This window comes from Micromonospora deserti (assembly GCF_003236335.1).
Classification (GTDB): domain Bacteria; phylum Actinomycetota; class Actinomycetes; order Mycobacteriales; family Micromonosporaceae; genus Micromonospora; species Micromonospora deserti.
Genome location: NZ_POUB01000049.1, coordinates 1 through 19,137, shown reverse-complemented (window position 1 = coordinate 19,137; position 19,137 = coordinate 1). Strand labels below are relative to the sequence as shown.

General features: G+C 74.3%; 19 protein-coding genes and 1 pseudogene. 13 read left to right on the top strand and 7 right to left on the bottom strand.

Annotated elements, in window-relative coordinates:
- Nucleotides 1–2: 2 nt before the first annotated feature.
- Nucleotides 3–449: an SRPBCC family protein gene (locus tag C1I99_RS10295; protein ID WP_111133988.1), complete on the bottom strand. Its 447-nt coding sequence runs from the start codon at nt 447–449 to the stop codon at nt 3–5.
- A gap of 185 nt (nt 450–634) precedes the next feature.
- Between C1I99_RS10295 and C1I99_RS10290 the strand changes: the two genes are divergently transcribed.
- Genes C1I99_RS10290 through gltX form a run of 3 tightly spaced genes read left to right on the top strand, consistent with a single transcriptional unit; the run spans nt 635 to nt 4,716 of the window.
- Entirely contained in the window at nt 635–1,984 is a 1,350-nt protein-coding gene (locus C1I99_RS10290) for a GH1 family beta-glucosidase (RefSeq protein ID WP_111133987.1), read from the top strand.
- A complete protein-coding gene (locus tag C1I99_RS10285) occupies nt 1,981–3,258 on the top strand; it encodes an MFS transporter (RefSeq protein WP_111133986.1) in 1,278 nt (425 codons plus the stop codon). The genes C1I99_RS10290 and C1I99_RS10285 overlap by 4 nt, the downstream gene beginning before the upstream one ends.
- Nucleotides 3,259–3,306: 48 nt before the next feature.
- Entirely contained in the window at nt 3,307–4,716 is a 1,410-nt protein-coding gene (gene gltX, locus C1I99_RS10280; protein WP_111133985.1) for a glutamate--tRNA ligase, read from the top strand.
- A 228-nt stretch (nt 4,717–4,944) separates the two neighbouring features.
- Here gltX and C1I99_RS10270 read toward each other — a convergent pair whose 3' ends face one another.
- On the bottom strand, nt 4,945–5,553 hold the full coding sequence (locus tag C1I99_RS10270; RefSeq protein WP_233512447.1) for a copper resistance CopC family protein: 609 nt from the start codon (nt 5,551–5,553) through the stop codon (nt 4,945–4,947).
- Nucleotides 5,554–5,801: 248 nt separating this feature from the next.
- On the opposite strand from C1I99_RS10270, the gene C1I99_RS10265 reads away from it, so the two are divergent.
- Nucleotides 5,802–6,452, top strand: coding sequence for a hypothetical protein (locus C1I99_RS10265; protein ID WP_111133983.1), 651 nt, complete (start codon nt 5,802–5,804; stop codon nt 6,450–6,452).
- A 43-nt stretch (nt 6,453–6,495) separates the two neighbouring features.
- Here the strand turns inward: C1I99_RS10265 and C1I99_RS10260 are convergent, their stop codons facing one another.
- Together C1I99_RS10260 and C1I99_RS10255 are read right to left on the bottom strand one after the other, a co-directional pair.
- Nucleotides 6,496–6,762, bottom strand: a complete 267-nt coding sequence (locus tag C1I99_RS10260; RefSeq protein ID WP_233512446.1) for a zinc-binding dehydrogenase — start codon at nt 6,760–6,762, stop codon at nt 6,496–6,498.
- A 36-nt stretch (nt 6,763–6,798) separates the two neighbouring features.
- Complete coding sequence (locus tag C1I99_RS10255) at nt 6,799–7,143, bottom strand: hypothetical protein (RefSeq protein WP_111133981.1); 345 nt, start codon at nt 7,141–7,143, stop codon at nt 6,799–6,801.
- Nucleotides 7,144–7,354: 211 nt separating this feature from the next.
- On the opposite strand from C1I99_RS10255, the gene C1I99_RS10250 reads away from it, so the two are divergent.
- The 8 genes and pseudogenes from C1I99_RS10250 (at nt 7,355) to C1I99_RS10215 (ending at nt 15,747) form a co-directional block, all read left to right on the top strand.
- On the top strand, nt 7,355–8,587 hold the full coding sequence (locus C1I99_RS10250; protein ID WP_111133980.1) for a sensor histidine kinase: 1,233 nt from the start codon (nt 7,355–7,357) through the stop codon (nt 8,585–8,587).
- Nucleotides 8,584–9,156: pseudogene (locus tag C1I99_RS10245) on the top strand (response regulator transcription factor); the annotation flags it as partial. The gene C1I99_RS10250 and the pseudogene C1I99_RS10245, both read left to right, overlap by 4 nt.
- Entirely contained in the window at nt 9,081–10,568 is a 1,488-nt protein-coding gene (locus tag C1I99_RS10240) for a PucR family transcriptional regulator (RefSeq protein ID WP_438941400.1), read from the top strand. The pseudogene C1I99_RS10245 and the gene C1I99_RS10240, both read left to right, overlap by 76 nt.
- Nucleotides 10,569–10,646: 78 nt before the next feature.
- Nucleotides 10,647–11,816 carry an acyltransferase domain-containing protein gene (locus C1I99_RS10235; RefSeq protein WP_111133978.1) on the top strand — a complete coding sequence of 390 codons (1,170 nt, stop codon included), beginning with the start codon at nt 10,647–10,649 and terminating at the stop codon, nt 11,814–11,816.
- Entirely contained in the window at nt 11,813–12,757 is a 945-nt protein-coding gene (locus tag C1I99_RS10230; RefSeq protein WP_111133977.1) for a beta-ketoacyl-ACP synthase III, read from the top strand. The genes C1I99_RS10235 and C1I99_RS10230 overlap by 4 nt, the downstream gene beginning before the upstream one ends.
- A gap of 74 nt (nt 12,758–12,831) precedes the next feature.
- Entirely contained in the window at nt 12,832–13,071 is a 240-nt protein-coding gene (locus C1I99_RS10225; RefSeq protein WP_007072348.1) for an acyl carrier protein, read from the top strand.
- Between the two features lie 2 nt (nt 13,072–13,073).
- On the top strand, nt 13,074–14,300 hold the full coding sequence (gene fabF, locus C1I99_RS10220) for a beta-ketoacyl-ACP synthase II (protein ID WP_111133976.1): 1,227 nt from the start codon (nt 13,074–13,076) through the stop codon (nt 14,298–14,300).
- Between the two features lie 58 nt (nt 14,301–14,358).
- A complete protein-coding gene (locus C1I99_RS10215; RefSeq protein WP_199562067.1) occupies nt 14,359–15,747 on the top strand; it encodes an acyl-CoA carboxylase subunit beta in 1,389 nt (462 codons plus the stop codon).
- A gap of 56 nt (nt 15,748–15,803) precedes the next feature.
- On the opposite strand, the gene C1I99_RS10210 is transcribed toward C1I99_RS10215, so the two are convergent.
- The 3 genes from C1I99_RS10210 to C1I99_RS10200 form a co-directional block, all read right to left on the bottom strand.
- The gene (locus C1I99_RS10210; protein ID WP_111133974.1) at nt 15,804–16,022 is read right to left on the bottom strand and encodes a hypothetical protein; all 219 of its coding nucleotides are present in this window, start codon (nt 16,020–16,022) and stop codon (nt 15,804–15,806) included.
- Nucleotides 16,023–16,107: 85 nt separating this feature from the next.
- Nucleotides 16,108–17,841: a glycoside hydrolase family 3 protein gene (locus tag C1I99_RS10205; RefSeq protein ID WP_111133973.1), complete on the bottom strand. Its 1,734-nt coding sequence runs from the start codon at nt 17,839–17,841 to the stop codon at nt 16,108–16,110.
- Between the two features lie 98 nt (nt 17,842–17,939).
- A complete protein-coding gene (locus C1I99_RS10200) occupies nt 17,940–18,431 on the bottom strand; it encodes a DUF3145 domain-containing protein (protein WP_111133972.1) in 492 nt (163 codons plus the stop codon).
- Between the two features lie 307 nt (nt 18,432–18,738).
- Between C1I99_RS10200 and C1I99_RS10195 the strand changes: the two genes are divergently transcribed.
- Nucleotides 18,739–19,068 (top strand): hypothetical protein, encoded by a 330-nt coding sequence (locus C1I99_RS10195; protein WP_111133971.1) that lies wholly within the window; start codon nt 18,739–18,741, stop codon nt 19,066–19,068.
- The last annotated feature ends 69 nt before the right edge of the window (nt 19,069–19,137 follow it).

The window sequence follows — 19,137 nt, the reverse complement described above, 5'->3', positions numbered from 1 at the left end:
GGTCAGCCGACGGCGGCCAGGTCGGTCAGCCGGGCGAGCGAGTCCTCCAGGTCGGCGCCCACCCTGCGCAGGCCGAGCCGCAGCAGGGCGGCCTTGACCGGACCGGCCGGCCAGCGTACGACGATGAGCCGCACGACCGTCCCGCCCTCCTCCTCGTCGGGAGTGAGCTGGACGTAGATCTCGGTGCGCGCCTCCGCCCGGGCGCCGGCACCCTTGGCGCGCTCACGCCAGCCGATCAGGGTCGGCTCCTGGTAGGCGATCACCTCGGCCTCATGCGCCGCGCCGCGCCCGGCCTGGACCAGCTGCCGCCGCCCGAAGCCCTCCCCCGAGAGCACCTCGGCCGCGCGGACCCCCGCCAGCCAGGCCGGCAGTTGCTCGGCCCGCTGCACGACGTTCCAGACCGCTTCCACCGGCGCCGCCACGTGCGCACTGCGTTCCACGAGGATCATTTCCGTCTTCCTCCAGTGAGGACATCCCACGATATCGGCACTCTATGCGCAAATTCGGACTTACCTGGACGGGTTCGGAAAAGACACGCCGAAAACCATTGCGCGCCGGCCCCGCACGGCCTATGGCGCGACGGGCGAGCGGGCCCTAGAGTCCCGAACACGATTCGCGTTTACCGGGAGGCCGCATGTCGACCGCACCGACACCCGAGTTCCCCGCCGGATTCCGCTGGGGAGTGTCCACCTCCGCCTACCAGATCGAGGGCGGCGTCGGCGAGGACGGCCGTGGTCCGTCCATCTGGGACACCTTCGCCCGCTCCCCGGGGCGGATAGTCGACGGCAGCACCGGCGACGTCGCCTGCGACCACTACCACCGGCACGCCGAGGACGTCGCGCTGCTGGCCGGGCTGGGCGTCACGGCGTACCGCTTCTCGATCGCCTGGCCCCGGGTGCAACCGGGCGGCACCGGCCCGGGCAACGCCGGCGGGCTGGACTTCTACGACCGGCTGGTCGACGATCTGCTGGTCCACGGCATCGACCCGGTCGCCACCCTCTTCCACTGGGATCTGCCGCAGCCGCTCGAGGACGCCGGCGGCTGGCTCGAACGCGACACCGCAAACCGCTTCGCCGAGTACGCCGACCTGGTCGCCGCCCGCCTCGGCGACCGGGTCCGGCTCTGGATCACCCTCAACGAGCCGTTCATCCACATGAGCCTCGGGTACGGCATGGGCGTGCACGCCCCGGGCCGGACGCTGCTCTTCGACGCCTTCCCCGTCGCCCACCACCAACTGCTCGGCCACGGCCTGGCCGTCTCGGCGCTGCGCGCCCGCGGCAGCGGCCCGGTCGCCATCGCCAACAACTACTCCCCGGTGCGGGTGCTCGGCGACACCGACGCCGACCGGGCGGCCGGGGCCGCGTACGAGGCGCTGCACAACCGGCTGTTCACCGACCCGCTGTTCGGGCGCGGTTACCCGGACGGGCCGGCCGCCGACCCGGGCGTGGTGCGCGACGGGGACCTCGACGTGATCGCCGCGCCGATCGACGTGCTCGGGGTCAACTACTACAACCCGACCGGCGTGCGGGCACCCGAGGAGGGCGCACCGCTGCCGTTCGAGCTGGTGCCGCTGGCCGGGTACCCGCGTACCGCCTTCGACTGGCCGGTGGTCCCCGAAGGGCTACGCGAGCTGCTCGGCTGGCTGCGGGACACGTACCGCGACGACCTGCCGCCGATCCAGGTCACCGAGAGCGGCTGCGCCTACGACGACACCCCGGGCGCCGACGGCCGGGTGCACGACCCGGAACGGATCACGTACCTCGACGGACACCTACGCGCGGTCCGGGCCGCCATCGACGACGGGGTGGATGTGACCGGCTACTTCGTCTGGTCCCTGCTGGACAACTGGGAGTGGGCGGAAGGCTTCACCAAGCGCTTCGGCCTGGTCCACGTCGACTACCGCACCCAGGCCCGTACGCCCAAGTCCTCGTACGCCTGGCTGCGTGACGTGATCGCGGCCTCCCGCGGGCCCGCGACCCGATGACCACCGTCGACCCGACCCCGACCTCACTGCCGGCGGCGCTCGCCGAACCGACCGTGCCGGTCCGGCGGGGCTGGATCGCGTTGATCTTCGCGGCCAACCTCGGCGTCTGGATGGCCTTCTTCACCCCGATCCAGGTGCTGCTGCCCCAGCAGATCGAACGGATCGCGCCGGACGGCAAGGAGGCGATGCTCGCCGTGGTCACCGGCCTGGGCGCGCTCGCCGCGGTGCTCGCCAACCCCCTCGCCGGTGCGCTGTCGGACCGGACCTGCCTACGGGTGGCCGGCCGCGAGTTCGGCCGCCGGCACGTCTGGACCGCGGGCGGCGCCCTGCTCGGCGCGGCGGCCCTGGTGCTGCTGGCGCAGCAGCGGACCGTGCTCGGGGTGACCCTGGGCTGGATCGCCGCTCAGGTCTGCTTCAACGCGATGCTGGCCAGCCTGACCGCGGCCGTGCCCGACCGGGTGCCGGTCGCGCAGCGGGGCGGGGTGTCCGGCTGGGTGGGCATCCCGCAGGCACTCGGGCTGGTGCTCGGGGTGGTGCTGGTGACCGCCGTGGTGACCGGCACCGCCGCCGGCTACCTGGCGATCGCGGCGGCGGTGCTGCTGTTGTCACTGCCGTTCGCGCTGCTCACCGCCGACGACCCGCTGCCCCGGGCGCACCGCCCGGCGCTGCGACCGCGCGCCCTGCTGGCCTCGATGTGGGTGTCGCCACGCCACCACCCCGACTTCGGCTGGGCCTGGATCACCCGGTTCCTGGTCCAGCTCGGCAACGCCCTCGGCACCCTCTACCTGCTCTACTTCCTCACCGACGAGGTGCGCCTGGCCGATCCCGAGGGCGGCTTGCTGGTGCTGATCCTGCTCTACACGGCCGGGCTGGCGGCCACCGCCGTGGTGGCCGGGCGGCTGTCGGACCGCTCCGGGCGCCGGAAGGTGTTCGTGATCGCCGCCGGCGGGATCATGGCGGTGGCCGCGCTGCTGCTCGCCGTCGCGCCGGTCTGGCCGGTCGCGGTGACCGCGGCGCTGCTGCTCGGCGCCGGCTACGGGGTCTACCTGTCGGTGGACGCCGCGCTGATCACCCAGGTGCTGCCGAAGGCCACCGACCGGGCCAAGGACCTCGGTGTGATCAACATCGCCAACTCGGCGCCGCAGGTGCTCGGGCCGGCGATCTCCGCCCCGATCGTGGTGCACCTGGGCGGCTATCCCGCCCTCTACGCGACCACGGCGGCGGTCACCGTGCTGGGCAGCGCCCTGGTGGTGAAGATCCGCTCAGTGCCGTGAGCCGCACCCCTGGCCGAATCCGGTCGCGGGTCGCCGTAGGCTGGGGACGTGACGGTACGTGTACGCTTCGCCCCCTCCCCGACCGGTATGTTCCACGTCGGCGGCGCTCGCTCCGCGCTGCAGAACTGGATCTACGCCAAGCAGCAGGGCGGGGTCTTCGTGCTCCGCATCGAGGACACCGACGCGGCGCGCAACAAGCCGGAATGGACCGAGGGCATCCTGTCGGCGCTGGACTGGATCGGCATCGAGCGGGGCAGCTACGAGGGCCCCTACTTCCAGTCCCAGTACGCCGGCGAGCACCGGGCCGCCGCGCAGCGGCTGTTCGAGTCCGGCCGGGCGTACTACTGCGACTGCACCCGGGAGGCCGTGCAGGCCCGCACCGGCTCCCAGTACTCCGGCTACGACGGCTTCTGTCGGGATCGCGGGCTGGAGCCCGGCGAGGGTCGCGCCCTGCGCTTCCGTACGCCCGACGAGGGCACGACCGTGGTGGTGGACCTGATCCGCGGCGAGCCGACCTTCGAGAACAAGCTGATCGAGGACTTCGTCATCGCCCGGGGCGACGGCTCGCCGGTCTTCCTGCTGGCCAACGTGGTCGACGACATGACCATGGGGATCACCCACGTGATCCGGGCCGAGGAGCACCTGCCCAACACCCCGAAGCAGCAACTGCTCTGGGACGCGCTCGGGGTCAAGCCCCCGGTCTGGGCGCACGTGCCGGTGGTGGTCAACGAGAAGCGGCAGAAGCTGTCCAAGCGGCGGGACAAGGTCGCCCTGGAGGCGTACCGGGACGAGGGCTACCTCGCCGCGGCGATGCGCAACTACCTGATGCTGCTCGGCTGGGCGCCCTCGGGCGACCGGGAGATCGTCCCGTGGTCGGTGATCGAGGAGGAGTTCCGGCTGGCGGAGGTCAACCCCTCGCCGGCGTTCTTCGACGAGAAGAAGCTGCGCGCGTTCAACGGCGAGTACATCCGGGCCCTGCCGATCGAGGAGTTCGTCGACGCCTGCCAGCCGTGGCTGACCGGCACCGGCACCATCGCCCCGCCGCCCTGGCAGCCGGAGGAGTTCGACGCGGACGCCTTCGCCGCCGTGGCGCCACTGGCCCAGACCCGGATCGCGGTGCTCAGCGAGATCGTGCCGAACGTCGACTTCCTCTTCCTCGCCTCGCCACTGGTCGACGAGGCGGCCTGGGCCAAGGCGATGAAGGAGGGCTCGGCGGAACTGCTCGACGCCGCCGTCGCCGCGTTCGGGGCGTTGGAGTCGTGGGACGCCGAATCGCTGAAGGCGACCCTGGAGGCGATCGGCGCCGAGCGCGGCCTCAAGCTCGGCAAGGCCCAGGCCCCGGTCCGGGTCGCCGTCACGGGCCGCACCGTCGGGCTGCCGCTGTTCGAGTCGCTGGAGGTGCTCGGCCGCGAGCGCACCCTGACCCGGCTGCGCGCCGCCCGCACCCGCCTGGTCTGACCCACGCCCCACGCGCCAGCGGCAGCAGGCGCGCCCAGCGCCGGACCGGTGCCGGTGCCGACACCGCCACCACGCGGAAGGTTGCGCCGGTCGCCCGCAATTGGGCCGGCCGGGGCGACGGGCACGACGTCGCATCGGCCTGGCCCACGAGGCGATCGAGGTCACCGACGACCCGCGACCGGGGCGGCGACCGGCGGGGCTTCCGGGCCGCCGCCGAGGCCGGTCAGGTCAGCCGCGGGCGGAGCGGCGGCGGAGCAGCACGCCGGCGACCAGGGCGCCGAGCAGCACCAGGCCGCCGAGTGCCCAGAGCCATCCGGCCGGCCCGTCGCCGCTCTCCCCGGCCGCCGGACGGGCGGCGACCGGCGGGCTGGTGTCCACCGGGCCGGCGGCGGCCGGCGGCGAGCTGGCCGCGGGCGGGGACGCCGGAGCCGTCGGGTCGGTGCCGGCTGATGCGGGTGGCTCGGCCGGGGTGCCGGTGGTGAGGGTGAACCGGATCTGGCCGGAGACCGGGTGCCCGTCGCTGGACGCCAACTGGTAGCCGACGATGTAGAGCCCGGCCCGGCCTGGCTTGAACGGCACGCTGACCCGACTGCCCGAGAAACTCGGCGTGCCGCCGAGCGCGGCCACATTGTCCGGTCCGGTGAGTGTGATCTTCGTCGTAGCCGGATCCGGTTTCGCCAGGAACCGCAACTCGATCCGGGCCGGCGCGGCCGCCACCCGAGCGCCGTCGCGCGGGTCGCTGCCGGTCAGCGAGTTGTGCGCGGCCGCCGGCGCCGGCGGCAGCAGCAGCGACACACCGAGCGCCACGCCGAACACCGCTGTCCACGTACGCGCCACACGTGACACCCTGCCCCCCATGAACCCCTCCGCAAAGGTACGATCCGCCCGCTGATCAACGGCTGCTGCTCGTTAGTCGAGCCGAGATCACAGATAGTTCCAATTACTGTTCCACGAGCTGCAACCGATCGACGTTCTACGGAGTCTTTTGAGGTGGGTACCCGGCCGGCGGGGGTTCTCGCCTCCGTCGACCAGCCAACGCGTGACCTGCAGCGAAGCCACCCATCGAACGGGGCGAGGAGGCGGCGATGGTCCGGAGGATGAGGCGGCTCGTCACCGCGGTGGCGGGTGGGTTGGTCGTGGCCGTCCTGTCGCTCGGCCTGGCCGGCCCGGCGAAGGCGGCGCCGAAGCCGCCGCTCGCCGGGGTGGACATCACCGGCGAGGGCCTCGCCGAGCCGCTGCGGCTGCGCGCCGACACCCACCCGGTGCACGTGGTGGCGATCATCGACCAGGTCAACTTCCTCGGGCGGACCGGCCAGGCCACCGGGCCGAAAGCCGCCGCGCTCGGTCCGAAGTACACCATCGTGGTGCTCGCCGGCGAGGAGCCGAAGCAGACCTACGACCTCTACCCGAAGGCCGTCGGCGGCCCGCGGGTGTACCGCCCGGCCAAGCAGCCGGGCGCCCGCAAGGCCACCGCCGGGTGGTTCCTGGGCCGGCTGAGCATGTCGGAGACGCTGCGTACCGCTGGGGTGCCGCTGGAGCGGCAGTTGGACACGGTCAGCGGCGGCGTCGGCGGCGGCGAGCGGGTCATCCCGGAAGACTCGCTGAACCCGGCGAAGGACATCGACGAGGCGCTCGCCGAACTCCAGCGTCTACTGCTGCTCAACGTGGCGGTGATGCTGGTCATCACGGCCGGGCTGGCCGGGATCGCGCTGCTGATCCGCCGCCGCACCCGCTGACCGCCCCGGGCGTTCCTGCCCCGGCCGGTGCCGGGCGGCCCGGTCACACCTCCAGGACCACCGTGCCGCGGACGTGCCCCGCCGCCACCAGGCGGTGCGCGTCCGCCGCCTGCGCCAGCGGGAGCGTCCGTTCCACGTGGACGGTCAGCCGGCCGGCGCCGAGCGCCCGGGCGATCTGGACCGCCAGATGACCGACCCCGCCCGACGCGCCGTGCACCAGCACCGTGTCCGGGCCGACCGGAGGATCCGGCAGCTCCCGCGCGGTGAGCAGGTCGGCCGGGCCGTACCCGTCGATCGCGATCGCCCTCACCTCGACCACGCTAGCGGCCGGGCGGTCGCAGCGGGGTCAGCACCAGCGACGCGGCGGCCGCTCCCGGCGCACGGCCCGTTGGCGGGGGCGGACCGGGCCGTGCCGGTGCGCGCCGGCCCAGCCGGGCAGCTCGCTGCGGCAGCCCGGCGCCCCGCCCGGCTCCGGGTCACCGGGCAGGGCCGGCTCGACGGCGCGCTGCCGTGGTATCGGGACGTCCTCCTCGGCGCGCTCGGACGCGCGGCCTGCGGCGGCCTCGCCCGGGTGGGTGGGAGACCCGCCGACCAGCCGGCGGTGGTGTTTGGCCGCGGCCTGCTGCTCGTGGTGGCCCGTCCGGCAGGGCTCGCCCTGGGCGCAGCCGTGCTCGGCCTCCCCGTGCGCCATCCCGGTCTCCTCACGTTCGCCATCGCCCGCCGGTGGTCACCCCGACCGTGCCCTGTCACCGTACTGGCCGGGGCCGACGAGCTGTGCAGCGCGTGCCTTGATCAGCCCTGGGCGCGGGGAGGCGACGTACCCCGTTCGGTGGAGGCGGGCCGGCGCGACCTCCGCCACCGGTCGGAGCCCGGCCGGCGGCGGCCGTGGTGGGATCGGAGCCATGCGACCACCTCCGTGGCTCGGGCCCGACACGCTCGGCCGGGACCTCGCGCTGGCCGCGGCGTCGCTCGCCGGCGGCCTGGTGCTGTACGGCCTGGACACCCAGCCGCAGCTGTCCTGGGCTCCGAACCTGCCCGAGCCGCTGTTCCTGCTGCCGCTCGCGGCGGTCTGCGCGGCGATCGGCCTGCGTCGGGTGGCCAGTCGCGCCAGCCTGGCACTCGGCACCGCGGCGGTGGCGGCCGACCTGCTGCTGGGCGGGTCACTGGCCACCGTGCTGGTCTACACCCAGGTGCTCTACGACGCCTGCGTGTTCGGCCCCGGCCGAACGTGGCGGTGGCTGGTGCGGATCACCGTCGGGCTCAGCGTGCTCGCCACCGCGGTCGGGGTGCTGCTGACCGGCGACTGGCGCGGCGTGGGGTTCGCGGCGCCGGTGGTGCTGGCCGGGGTGCTGCCGGTGGTCACCGGGATCAGCGTGCGGCAGTACCGCGACCAGGCGGCGGCCGAGCGCGCCCGGGCCGAGCAGACGGCCCGGCTGGTCGAGTTGGACCGGCGGCAGGCGGTCGGCGCGGAACGGGCCCGGATGGCCCGGGAGCTGCACGACGTGATCGCCAACCACCTGAGCGCGGTGGCCATCCACGCCACGGCGGCACTGTCCGTGCCCGGGTTGGACCGCCGGCAGGTCGAGTCGGCGTTGCGGGTGATCCGGGAGAACAGCGTGCAGGGGCTGGCCGAGATGCGGCAGATGATCGGGCTGCTGCGGGAACCCGCCGACGGCGGCGCGGCGGACGCGACGGAGGAAGCGACCCGGGCCCGGCTGGGCGAGGTGAACGGGCTGGTCGAGCGGGCCCGCGCCGCCGGCCTGACGGTCCGGGTGCGGCTGCGCGGCGAGCCGCGCGGCCTGCCGGTCGGGGTGGACCTGACCGCGTACCGGATCGTGCAGGAATCGCTGACCAACGCGCTCAAGCACGGTGGCGGTGAGGCCGACCTGGTGGTCGCGTACGAGCCGGCGGGGGTGACGGTCACGGTGGAGAACCCGGTCGCCGCCGGCCGGTCGCCGCTGACCGGGGCGGGCGCTGGCCTGATCGGGATGCGGGAGCGGACGATGCTGGTGAACGGCGTGTTCTCCGCCGGCCGGGCGGACGGCCGCTGGCGGGTACGGGCGGAACTGCCGACAGAAGGGATGCCCGTGAACGGGTGGACGGCCACCCGGCGACGCGACGGGGGGCGGTCATGACCGGGCCGATCCGGGTGCTGCTCGCCGACGACCAGCCGGCGGTGCGGGCCGGGCTGGGCCTGATCCTGGCCGCCGCGCCGGGCATCGAGGTGGTGGCCGAGGCGGACGACGGCGCGGAGGCGGTCCGGCTGTGCCGGTCACTGCGCCCCGACGTCGCCGTGCTCGACGTGCGGATGCCCCGGCTGGACGGCATCTCGGCGACCCGGGCAATCGTCGCCGACCGGCTCGCCGACGTGCTCGTGCTCACCACCTTCGACCTCGACGAGTACGTATTCGGGGCGCTGCGGGCCGGAGCGGCCGGCTTCCTGCTCAAGGACACCGACGCCGACGGGCTGGTGGCGGCGGTGCGCACGCTCGCCCGGGGCGAGGGGTTCATCGCCCCGGCGGTGACCCGCCGGCTGATCACCGCGTTCGCGGCGACCGCCCCGGCCGCCTCCGCCGTCACCCGGGCGGCGGTGGACACGCTGACTCCGCGGGAGCGGGACGTGCTGGCCTGCCTCGGGCTCGGCCTGTCCAACCAGCAGATCGCCGACCGGCTGGCGACGGCCGAAAGCACCACGAAGACGCACGTCAGCCGGATTCTCGCCAAGCTGGACCTGCGCAGCCGGGTACAGGCCGCCATCCTGGCCCAGGAGCTGGGCTTGCCCGCTCCCCCGCCCGCCTGATGCCCGGCGACCGGCCGCCCCGCGTGGATGCGCAGGTCAGGGCGTGTCAGGCTGGAGCGGTGAGCGAACCGGGCGGTACCGAGCTGTCGGCCACGCTGCGCCGGATCGAGCGGGCGGCGGGGGCCCTGGCGACCGCCAGCGCGGCCCGGATGGACGAGACCCTTCCCTGGTTCCGGGCGCTCCCGGCCGACCAGCGCTCCTGGGTCATGCTGGTGGCCCAGGCCGGCGCCCGGTCGCTGGTGCAGTGGCTGCGCTCCGGTGGCGGCACGGCGGTGAGCACCCAGGAGGTCTCCGACGAGGTCTTCGCCACCGCCCCGCAGGCGCTGGCCCGGTCGATCAGCCTCCAGCAGACCGTCGCACTGATCAAGGTGACCATCGACGTGGTCGAGGAGCAGGTGCCGCACCTCGCCGCGCCCGGTGAGGAGCAGCAGTTGCGCGAGGCGGTGCTGCGCTTCTCCCGGGAGATCGCGTTCGCCGCGGCCCGGGTCTACGCGCGGGCGGCGGAGTCCCGCGGCGCCTGGGACGCCCGGTTGCAGGCCCTGCTGGTGGACGCGCTGCTGCGCGGCGACTCCCCGGACGTGCTGGCCAGCCGGGCGGCCGCGCTCGGCTGGGCGGACGCCCCGCCGGTGGCGGTGGCGGTCGGCCGGTCCCCCGGCGGGGAGGTCTCCGCCGTCCTGCACACCGTCTACCGCCAGGCCCGGCGGATCGGCGCGGAGGTGATCGGCGGGGTGCACGGCGACCGGCTGGTCGTGGTGCTCGGCGGCGCCGCCGATCCGGTCGCGGCCACCGGGAAGCTGCTCACCGCGTTCGGCGACGGGCCGGTGGTGGTCGGCCCGGCGGTGCCGAGCCTGGACCAGGCCACCGAGTCGGCCCGGGCCGCGCTGGCCGGCTTCCGGGCGGCGCCGGCGTGGCCGGCCGCGCCCCGGCCGGTGCCGGCCGCCGACCTGCTGCCCGAGCGGGCCCTCGCCGGGGACGCGGAGGCACGCCGCCGGTTGCGCCACGACGTCTACGCCACGCTGGCCCGGGCCGGTGGGGAACTGCTGGAGACGCTGGACGCCTTCTTCGCCGCCGGCGGGACGCTGGAGAGCGCCGCCCGGGCCCTGTTCGTGCACCCGAACACGGTGCGCTACCGGCTGCGGCGGGTCTCGGAGGTGACCGGCTTCTCGCCACTGGACCCGCGGGACGCGTTCGCGCTCCAGGTGGCCCTCACCGTCGGCCGTCTCGACCCGGTGGTCCCAGTCGCCCCGACCCAGACAATGACCCCAGCCGTAGGTAAAACATCACAGACAGGTGATGATCGTCGCCGATCTTTGTAGAATCCCTCCAAAGGTTCTAGTGTGGTTTGGTCGGGGGCGGCACAGCGCTACCCGCGCGTATCCGGGAGAGTCATACACGTGCTCGCCGTACTTTCTCCCGGCCAGGGTTCGCAGAAACCCGGCTTCCTGACTCCCTGGCTCGACCTGACCGGCACCGAGGCGCGGCTGCGCTGGTGGTCGGCTCTGGCCGGGGTCGACCTGGTGCACCTCGGCACCACCGCGGACGCCGACGAGATCAAGGACACCGCCCGCACCCAGCCGCTGCTGGTCGCGGCGGCGCTGCTCGCCGCCGAGCACCTGCCGATGTACGACGTCTCGCTCACCGCCGGCCACAGCGTCGGTGAGCTGGGCGCGGCGGCGCTCGCCGGGGTGCTCCCGGCGGAGGCGGCGATCACGCTGGCCGGCGTACGCGGCCGCGAGATGGCCGCCGCCTGCGCGCTGGAGCCGACCGGGATGGCCGCCGTGCTGGGGGGCGACCAGGACGAGGTGCTCGCCGCGATCGCCGCGCACGGGCTGCACCCGGCCAACCGCAACGGCGCCGGCCAGATCGTCGCCGCCGGCGCGCTGGACGGGCTGGAGAAGCTCGCCACCGAACCGCCGGCGAAGACGCGGATCATCCGGCTGCAGGTGGCCGGCGCCTTCCACACCCCGTACATGGCTCCCGCCGAGGCGGCGCTGGCCGCCGTGGCCGGCGGGATCACCCCGGCCGACCCGGCCCGGATCCTGCTGTCGAACCTCGACGGCGCGGCGGTCAACCACGGGCGGGACATGGTGCAGCGGCTGGTCCGCCAGGTCACCGCGCCGGTCCGCTGGGACCTCTGCATGCGTACGCTGGCCGACCTCGGGGTGACCGGCGTGATCGAGCTGCCGCCGGCCGGCACGCTGGCCGGTCTGGTCAAGCGCGAGCTCAAGGGCCCCGGTGCCCCGGAGATCGTCACCCTGAACACCCCCGACGACCTGCCCGCCGCCCGGGACCTGATCGCCCGGCACGGGATGGCGCCGAGCCACGAACCGACCATCCACTTCCGGGTGGTGGTCGCGCCCTCGGCCGGCACCTTCACCCCGGCCGAGACCCTCGCCGAGGGCGAGACGCTCCGCGCCGGCCAGGTCATCGGCCACGTGGTCACCCGGCAGGGCCCGGTCGAGGTGACCGCCCACGACAGCGGCGTGCTCACCGAGTGGCTCGCCGACCACGACGACCCGGTCGCCCCGGGCCAACCGCTCGCCCGTATCGGAGGTCACGCATGACCGGCAGCCGGATCGTCTCGCTGGGCCACTACCAGCCCTCCCGGGTGGTCACCAACGACGAGATCGCCCAACTGGTGGAGACCAACGACGAGTGGATCCGTGACCGGGTCGGCATCGTCACCCGGCGGATCGCCGACGGTGAGTCGGTGGCCGACATGGCCGCGGCCGCCGCCGGCAAGGCGCTGGCCAACTCCGGTCTCACCGCCGCCGACATCGACCTGGTCGTGGTGGCCACCTGCACGTCGGTCGACCGCAGCCCGAACGTGGCCTGCCGGGTCGCCGGCAAGCTGGGCATCACCGCGCCCGGGGCGTACGACATCAACACCGCCTGCTCGGGTTTCGCGTACGCGCTGGGCACCGTCGACCACGCGATCCGTGCCGGGGCGTCGCGCAACGCGATCGTCATCGGGGCGGAGAAGCTCTCCGACTTCACCGACTGGACGGACCGGTCGACCTGCATCATCTTCGCTGACGGCGCCGGCGCGGCGGTGGTCACCGCCGCGGCCGAGGGCGAGCCCTCAGGCGTCGGCCCGGTGGTCTGGGGTTCGGTGCCGGAGAAGAGCGACGCGGTCCGCATCGAGGGCTGGCGCCCGTACATCCAGCAGGAGGGGCAGGCGGTCTTCCGCTGGGCCACCACCGCGCTGGCGCCGCTGGCGCTGCAGGCGTGCGAGCGTGCCGGGGTGGACCCGTCGGAGCTGGCCGCCTTCGTGCCGCACCAGGCCAACGCCCGGATCATCGACGGCATCGCCAAGCGGCTCAACATCCCGGACGCGATCATCGCCAAGGACATCGTCGAGTCCGGCAACACCTCGGCGGCGAGCGTGCCGCTGGCCCTGTCGAAGCTGGTCGAGCGGCGGGAGGTGCCCTCCGGCGCCCCGGTGCTGCTGTTCGGCTTCGGCGGCGGCCTCACCTACGCCGGTCAGGTCGTCCGGTGCCCCTGATCCCCGGCGCGGCGCCCGCCGCGCCGCCCCGCCGCCCGGCGGAGAACAACCCCCTATGAGAGGAACCAACCGCAATGACCCGTGACGAGATCACCGCCGGCCTCGCCGAGATCCTCGAAGAGGTTGCCGGGGTGAACCCGGACGACGTGGCCGAGGGGAAGTCCTTCACCGACGACCTGGACGTCGACTCGCTCTCCATGGTGGAGGTCGTGGTGGCGGCCGAGGAGAAGTTCGGCGTCAAGATCCCGGACAACGAGGTGCAGAACCTGAAGACCGTCGGCGACGCCGTCAGCTACATCGAGGCGCAGTCCTAATCATGAATCGCACCGACGTCGTCGTCACCGGGCTCGGCGCGACCACCCCGCTGGGCGGGGACGTCGCGTCGACCTGGGACGCCATGCTCGCCGGCCGCTCCGGGGCGAGCGCGCTCACCCAGGAGTGGGCGGAGCAGCTGCCGGTCCGGATCGCCGCCCAGCTGGCGGTGGATCCGGCCGGCCTGCTGGACCGGGTCAAGCTGCGCCGGCTGGACCGTTCCGAGGCGATCGCGCTGATCGCCGCGCACCAGGCCTGGGCGGACGCCGGCCTGGCCGACTCCGGGCTGGACCCGGAGCGGCTGGGGGTCAGCGTCGGCTCGGGCATCGGCGGGGCGGTCACCCTGCTCGCCCAGGACGACATCCTGGAGGCGTCCGGCCCGCGCCGGGTCTCCCCGCACACCGTGCCGATGCTCATGCCCAACGGCCCCGCCGCCTGGGTGGGGCTGGAGCTGGGCGCGCAGGCCGGGGTGCACTCGGTGGCCAGCGCCTGCGCGACCGGCGCGGAGGCGATCGCCCTCGGGCTGGACATGATCCGCGCCGGCCGGGCCGACGTGGTGCTGGCCGGCGGCACCGAGGCGGTCATCCACCCGCTGCCGATCGCCGGCTTCGCCTCGATGCGGGCGATGTCCACCCGCAACGACGAGCCGGAGCGGGCCTCCCGGCCGTGGGACAAGGGCCGTGACGGCTTCGTGCTCGGCGAGGGCGCGGGCATCCTGGTGCTGGAGCGGGCCGAGCACGCCGCCGCCCGGGGCGCCCGGGTGTACGCGCGGCTGGCCGGCGCCGGCATCACCTCCGACGGCTACGACATCGTCCAGCCGCACCCGGAGGGGGCGGGCGCGATCCGGGCAATTTCGAAGGCGATCGCCGACGCCGAAGTCGCCAAACTGGACATCGTGCACGTCAACGCGCACGCCACGTCGACTCCGGTCGGCGACATGGCCGAGATCACCGCACTGCGGACGGCGCTGGGCGACCACCCGGTGCTGACCGCCACCAAGTCCATGTCCGGTCACCTGCTCGGTGCGGCGGGCGCGCTGGAGTCGATCGCCACCATCCTGGCGATCCGCGACGGTGTCGTACCTCCGACGATCAACCTCGACGACCCGGACGACGGCCTCACCCTGGACGTGGCCGCCAACAAGGCGCGCCACATGGATATCCCCGCCGCGCTGAACAACTCGTTCGGTTTCGGCGGGCACAACGTGGCTCTCGTCTTCACGCGGGCCTGAGACCACAGCCTTGGAGGCTCACGTGACCACCACCGCCGTCGGCGCGGACACATCCACCATGGACTACCGAGATCCGGAGCTGCGGCTCCGGGCCCTGTTCGACGCCGGCTCGCTGCGCCTGCTGGCGCCCCGGGACACCTCCGGGGTGCTCTGGGCCCGCGGCGAGATCGAGGGCACGCCCGCCATCGCGTACGCCACCGACGCGACGAAGATGGGCGGTGCCATGGGCACCGAGGGGTGCCGGCACATCGTGGACGCGATCGACACCGCCGTCCGGGAGCGGGTGCCGGTGCTCGGTCTCTGGCACTCCGGCGGGGCGCGGCTGGCCGAGGGTGTGGTCGCGCTCGACGCCGTCGGCCAGGTCTTCGCCGCGATGGTCCGGGCCTCCGGCCGGGTGCCGCAGATCTCCGTGGTGCTCGGCCCGGCCGCCGGTGGGGCGGCGTACGGGCCGGCGCTGACCGACATCGTGGTGATGAGCGGCGCCGGACGGATCTTCGTCACCGGTCCCGAGGTGGTCCGCAGCGTCACCGGCGAGCAGGTCGACATGGAGCGCCTCGGTGGCCCCGAGCCGCACGGCCGGCGCTCCGGTGTGGTCCACGTGACCTGCGCCGACGACGAGGCGGCGCTCGCCGAGTCGCGCAAGCTGGCCGCGCTGCTGGGCCACCAGGGCCGGCTCTCCCCGGACGACGTGCCCACCACCGGCGAGGACGGCCACGACCTGGCCGCGAAGATGCCGGCGGAGGCCAACCGGGCGTACGACGTCAAGCCGGTGGTGAAGGCCCTGCTCGACGTGCCCGGCGTCGAGCTGCACGCCAAATGGGCGCCGAACGTCGTCACCACGCTCGGCCGGTTCGCCGGCCGGACGGTCGGCGTGATCGCCAACAACCCGCTGCGGCTGGGTGGCTGCCTCGACGCGTCCAGCGCCGAGAAGGCGGCCCGGTTCGTGCGGATGTGCGACTCGCTCGGGGTGCCACTGATCGTGCTGGTCGACGTGCCCGGCTACCTGCCCGGTCTGGGTCAGGAGTGGGACGGCGTGGTGCGGCGCGGGGCGAAGCTGCTGCACGCCTTCGCCGAGGCGGTGGTGCCGCGGGTGACGCTGGTGACCCGCAAGGCGTACGGCGGGGCGTACATCGCGATGAACTCCCGCTCGCTCGGCGCCACCGCGGTCTTCGCCTGGCCGAACGCGGAGGTCGCGGTGATGGGTGCGAGCGCGGCGGTGAACATCCTGCACCGCAAGCGGCTCGCCGCCGCTCCCGTCGAGGAGCGGGAGGCGCTGCGCGCCGAGCTGATCGAGGAGCAGATCCGGGTCGCCGGCGGGGTGAACCGGGCGCTGGAGATCGGTGTGGTGGACGACGTGATCAAGCCGGCCGAGACCCGCCGGCGGATCGCCGAGGCCCTCGCTGCCGCGCCGGCCGCCCGGGGCGCACACGGCAACATCCCGCTGTAGCCGCCGCTACCCGCCCGAAGGGCCCGCGCTCGGCGAGCGCGGGCCCTTAGCGTCGCTCAGCCCTGGTTGCGCGGGTGCCGCTTCGCGGTCCGCTCGTTGCCCCGGCGGTAGTTTCCGGTCCACCGGGCCATCACCAGCTGCGGGTCGTCGTCGACCTCCGCCAGGAACTGCGCCGCCCGGCCGCCGCGAAGCGTGCCGGCCACCCGCCCGTGGTGCGTGATCACCACCGTGCCGTCCGCCCGCTCGACGTACCCGAATCCCTCAGCCGCTCCCATGGGCACCGAGGCTGCCAGCCGGGGCACGCCACCGCGAAGGGAATTCCGGGTCGGCGCTTCCGCAGCTGGAGCCGGGAGGCGGCGGTCAGCTGTCACAGGAGGTGGCGGGCAGGCCGGTCACCGGGACCGGGGACCGGCCGCCCGGCCGGGCCTTGCCGGCCAGCACCCCGGCCAGCGCGGTCATCGACGCACGGCTCGACGAGTAGGTGGCCAGCAGCGTCGGCGACTTCGCGGCGGCCAGCACGTACGGCGTGTCCATGGCGACCGTGACGGCGGCGTCGGCGCGCAGGTCACCGGCGCCGTCGCCGTACCCGACCAGGTGCACGACCGTCCCGCCGTTCGGCACCACCCGGACCCCGGCCGCGGTCAGCGCCTCGGTCAGCGCCGCCCGGGTGTGGTCCCGCCCGCCGGAGGAGGTGACGGTCACCGGGCCCCGGACGCCGGAATCGCAGGAGCCGCGCAGCACGGTGACCGCCGCGGCGGCCAGCTCCTCGGCCGCCTTCCGGTGCGCCGGCCCGGCCAGCGTGGACAGCTCCGGGGCCGGCCGGTCGGCCAGCGTGAACTTCATGGTCAGCACCCGGGTCGCCGCCTCGACCAGGCGGGACCGGGGCAGCGAGCCGTCGCGCAGCGCGGCGAGCAGCCCGTCGTACGCCTGACCGACGTGCGGCGGCATCAGGATGAGGTCGTTGCCCGCCGTCAGCGCGCGGACCGCGGCCTCTCCCGGCGGCCAGCGTTTGGCCGGCGGCATGTTCATCCCGTCGGTGATCACCACGCCGCGGAAGCCGAGTTGACCGCGGAGCACGTCGGTGAGCAGCTTGCGCGAGAAGGTGGCGGCGGTGCCAGGGTCGACCGACCGGGCGTCGAGGTGGGCGGACATGACGGCCATCGCGCCGGCGTCGATGCCGGCGGCGAAGGGCGGCCATGCCCCGGTCTCCAGCGCCTTGCGGGACTGCTCGAGCACCGGCAGGTCCTGGTGCGAGTCTGCGGCGCTGTGTCCGTGCCCGGGGAAGTGCTTGACGGTGGCCGCGACGCCCGCGCTCTGCAGCCCCCGGACGGCGCCTCCGACCTGGGCGGCGGCCCGCGCCGGGTCCGCGCCGAACGACCGCGAGCCGATCACCGTGCTGCGGGTGGCGAGCACGTCGGCGACGGGGGCGAAGTCCAGGTTGATGCCCATCGCGGCGAGTTCCGCGCCGGCCGCCCGCCAGGCGGCCTCGGTCAAATCCGGCCGGCCGGCCGCCCCGGCCGCGAGGGCGCTGGGCAGCATGGTCACCCCGTCGGTGATCCGGGTGACCACGCCGTACTCCTGGTCGGTGCCGATCAGGAACGGGGCCGGGCCGGCGGGCAGCCGGCCGGCGGCCTCGCGCAGGCCGCTGGTCAGCGCCCGGACCTGCTTCGGGTTCTCGACGTTGGTGGTCTCCTGGTTGCCCTTGGTGGGGTCGTCGGCGCTGAACCCGACCAGGATCAGCCCGCCGAGCCGGTACTTCGTGATCATCTCGGCCGGGGTGTCGACGCCGGCCAGGGCCCGGTTGCCGGCCGCCGAGCCGGGCGAGACCTTCGTCGCCGCGTCGCCGTAGGCGTACGGCATCAGCACCTGGCCCACCAGGTCCTCGTCGGCGAGGGTGCCGACCAGGGCGGCGGCCCGCGCGGCGGGGTCACCGGCGGGGACGGCGGAGGGAGTCGCGGCGGTCGCCGAGGCGCCGCTCGCGGCCGGCGTTGGCGGCGGCGGGTCCGGCTTGTCCGCGCAGCCGGACAGGAGCAGTGCGGTCAGTGCGGCGAGCGCGACGCCGGCACGTCGCGGAGATATCGACACGCGAGCCATCCCACCAGTTCGACGCTTATCGGGGCAACCCGACCCTACGCGCATCGACCGGCTGGCCGCCGCCGCGCCCAGGCGCGGGTACGGGCCGGACGCGGCGGTCAGCCGACCCGGGTGAGCAGGGTCACCGGGGCGCCGTCCCCGGCGTACCGGTAGGGCTCCAGCTCGGCGTCCCACGCGGTGCCGAGCGCCTTGTCGAGCGCGTGCGCGAGGGCCTCCGGCGCCCGCGCGCCGGCCATGATGCTGCGCAGCCGGTCCTCGCCGAGCTGAATGTCGCCGGCCGCGCCGACGGTGGCCCGGAACAGGCCCCGCCCCGGGACGTACATGAAGCGCTCCCCGTCCGCGCCGGGGCTCGGCTCTTCGGTCACCTCGAAACGGATCATGGGCCACTGCCGGAGGGCAGCAGCCAGCTCGGCGCCCGTCCCCGGACGGCCGGTCCACCCGCACTCGGCCCGGCGGGCGCCGGGATCGACGGGCTGAGCCGTCCACTGCAGGTTGACCGGCGCGGCGAGGACGCGCGCGATCGCCCACTCGACGTGCGAGCACACGGCGAGCGGGGTCGAGTGGACGTATACGACGCCACGCGTTGGCACGGTGACCTCCCGGAGAGCGAGGTGCGTCTTCCCCTACGACCTCGATCACCGAGTGGTTGCTGAAACACATGATGACTGGTGTGACGGATGGTGCGCCAGAGAATCGGAAAACTCGCCGACGGAATAGCCGGACGGGTGACCGCCGTTGACCCCGCAGACGCGATGACCAGCCAGGGATCGTGGTCGTGTACAGTTCCATCGGCGGCCTGTGCCGCGCACGTCTTCCGCGGGCCACCCACGGGTGTCGCCCGCACCAAGCCCCCGGACGTTTCCGCGTCCTCCCGTACGTCTTGCAAGGAGTACCTCCGTGGCGAGCAACACCTCTAAGACCGCGCGCGCGTCAGTCCGGGCCGGCCAGGCTGGCCAGGGTGGCGCCCTCAGCGTGCTGGGCGAGTTCAAGTACGTCATTCCGCTCAACGGCGGCAAGCACGCCTACGTCCGGAACCTGACCAACGGCAAGACCGTGCACCTGCGCACCGACTCTGAGGCCTTCGTCGAGGAGATCCGGGTGCTGGCCGCCGCCGGCCACGCCGCGAAGATCCGGGCCGAGCTGAGCATCCTCAACACCGCCCACCCGGGCGACGGCTGGGACGCCACCGAGAAGCGCCTCGTCGAGGCCGGCGTCTTCGAGGGCTGAGCCCCTCCCCGAGCCACACCGGACCGCCCGTCGGGATCACCCCGGCGGGCGGTTCCGCGTCTCGACCCC